General features: G+C 75.8%; 1 protein-coding gene. It reads left to right on the top strand.

Features of this window, described 5'->3' with window-relative positions; all coding sequences use genetic code 11:
* The coding region (locus tag HMPREF3099_RS07660) for a GNAT family N-acetyltransferase (RefSeq protein ID WP_141762059.1) at nt 1-2,555 on the top strand (2,555 nt) is incomplete at its 5' end.
* Nucleotides 2,556-2,642: the final 87 nt, after the last annotated feature.

Raw genomic sequence — 2,642 nt, 5'->3', positions numbered from 1 at the left:
CCTGGGCCGAGGCGGTGCACCACCTGCGTGCCGCCGGGACCGAGGTGGCCGCCCCCGTGGCCGGCACCGCGGCCGAGTGGGACCGGTTCGCCCACCGCATCGGCGTCCGCGCCACCGCTGAGAGATCCCTGGCCGCCCTCACGCCGGAGACCCGGGAGTGGGTGGAGCACTACGCCGAGGGCGTGCGCGACGGGCTGGCCACGGTGGCCGCCGCGGACGTGCCCGAGCTGCGTGCCTTGGTCGGCCGCGACGCGGGCCGCGTGCCCGGTTTCGAAGCGGTCTCGCCGGACGCGGACCCGCTCGACTGGCGCGCCTGGGACGCCGCCGACTGCCTGGCCGTCTTCTGGCTGCAGCAGGTGCTCTTCGGCGACTGGCCGCACCAGCTCTGGCGCGAGCACGTCACCGAGCAGCTCGGTCCGGAGTGGGTGGACTGGCTGGCCGCTGACCCGAGCGCGCAGGCGTCGGGGTCCAACGCCATCGGCGTCGTGGGGGCCCGCTCGGCCACCGGGGCGCCGCTCCTGGCCAGCGACCCGCACCGCCTCCTGGAGGCCCCGAACGTCTACCAGCAGGTGCGCCTCACCGTGGAGCCGAGCGGTGGGAGCGAGGGGCCGGGCCTCGACGTGGCCGGCCTGGCCTTCCCCGGCGTGCCGGGGGTGCAGCACGTGGGTCACGCCGGGTCGGTGGCCTGGTGCATCACCAACGCGATGGCCCGCACCCAGCAGCTCGTCCCGCTCTCGTCGGACGACCGCGCCGTGACGACGCCCGGCACCACCCTGACGGAGTCCGGCGCCACCACCGGCGCTGCATCCGTGACCCGCCTCTGGGGCCGCCCCGGGGACCCGGGCGCGCGAGCGGTCCGACAGGCCGCAGACCTCTCCCCGGGGCTCGGGTTCGAGGCCCTGCCCCGGCTGTTCCACGCCCGCACCGCCCAGGACGCGATGACCGCCTGGGACCACTGGGTGGAGCCGGCCAACTGCGTGCTCGTCGCCGATGTGGACTCCCTGTGGGAGGGCGTTGCCGGCCGTCCGTTGGGGGTCCTCGACGTGGCTCGCCCGGAGGCGGCCCCGGCCACTGGCCCCACCCCGTCCGGCGACGGTGCGGGCCCGTCCGCATGGTCGACCCACCAGCCGTGGCGCCGGGTGGAGGGCGTCGCCGTCCACGCCAACCACCGCCGCGACCAGACGGCCGCCTGGGGCGAGGCCTTCGCACCGCCCCACCGGGCCGACCGCATCCGAGAGCTCCTGTGCGCCGAACCTCTGGTCACCGGCGAGGACCTGAGCCGGATCCAACTCGACACCCGGTCGCAGGGCCTGCTGAACCTGCTGCGTCTCACGGGCGTCGTCGTGGGTGGCGTCCCCGACGCCCCGGGGCGTCCGAGCGTTCTCGGCGCGCCTGACCACCCCGTCGCCAAGGCGCTCGCGAACTTCGACGGCCACATGGACCCCGAGTCCGACCTGGCCCTGCTCGCATGGCGCTGGCGCACGGCCCTGGCCCGCCGGGTGGCTGCCCTGCCCGCGTTGGCGCCGCTGCACGAGGACTCCTCCGTCACCGCCGCCGCGCGGGCCGAGTTCCCGGCCCTGTTCGAGCCGTGGCTCGACGTGACGGCGCGGGTCGGCCTGGGGCTGGAGTCCCTCGCCGCCGCGCTGCCCGAGGAGCTGCGCACCTGCGCCCGTCAGGCCTTGGACGACGTGGCCGATCACCTCCCCACCGCGGACCGGGCCGCTGACCGCTGGGGCGCCGAGCACCAGGCCTTCGGACTGCACGCGCTGGGCTGGCCGGTGCCGCTCGGCCCCGTGGGCGGAGACGTGGACTGCGTCGCCGCCACCTCCAGCGTGCCGGGTCGCACCGCATCGACCGTGCGTGGACCGGTCTGCCGCGCGGTCCTGGACCTCGCGGACCCGGGCGCCAGCCGGTGGGCCGTCCCCCTGGGTGCTCACGGCGTGCTCGACGTCCCCACCGCGCGGAACCAGACCGAGGCGTGGCGCACCGGGGAACTGCTGCCCGTGTTCAGTCAGCCGGACTCCGCGCCGCCGCCTCCGGAGCTGGTCTTCACGCCCGTGGTCCCAGAGGTGGACGGGCCAGTGATCCACGCCTGGGCCACCGAGCACCGCGGACGCTTCTGGGGCATGGGCGACTACTCCGTGCAGGACGTGGTGGAGGTGTACACGTGGCTTGACGCGAGCCCCCACCACCACGCGTGGATGGTGACCCACGAGGGGCAGCCGGTCGCCCTGTGGCAGACCTACGACCCTGCCCACGACCCGGTGGGGGAGGGCTACGAGGTGCGCCCCGGCGACGTGGGCATGCACCTGATGGTCGGCCCCCGCCGGCACGGCATCGCTGAGCTGCCGGCGCTGGTGGGTGCCCAGGGCGCGGCGATGGTGTTCGCCGACCCCGGCGCGCTCCGGCTGGTGGCCGAGCCCGACCAGCGCAACACGCCCGCCGTGCAGCGGCTGGTGCAGGCCGGCTTCACCCTTGGGCCCGTGGTGGACCTGGGGCACAAGGTGGCGCAGTTCGCCTTCCTCGAGCGCCCGCCGGGCGGCGTACTGGCCTGACCCGGTCACGCACTCCCCGGGGCCGCGGGCACCGGCACGCAGCGTCTCGATCTCCCTGTGGCTGGTCATGGGTGTGCTGTGTGGAAG

Origin of the sequence: Kytococcus sp. HMSC28H12 (assembly GCF_001816045.1) — a bacterium.
GTDB classification, from domain to species: Bacteria; Actinomycetota; Actinomycetes; order Actinomycetales; family Dermatophilaceae; genus Kytococcus; species Kytococcus schroeteri.
The sequence above is the reverse complement of the archived record's forward strand: the minus strand, read 5'-3'. Positions and strand labels throughout refer to the sequence as shown.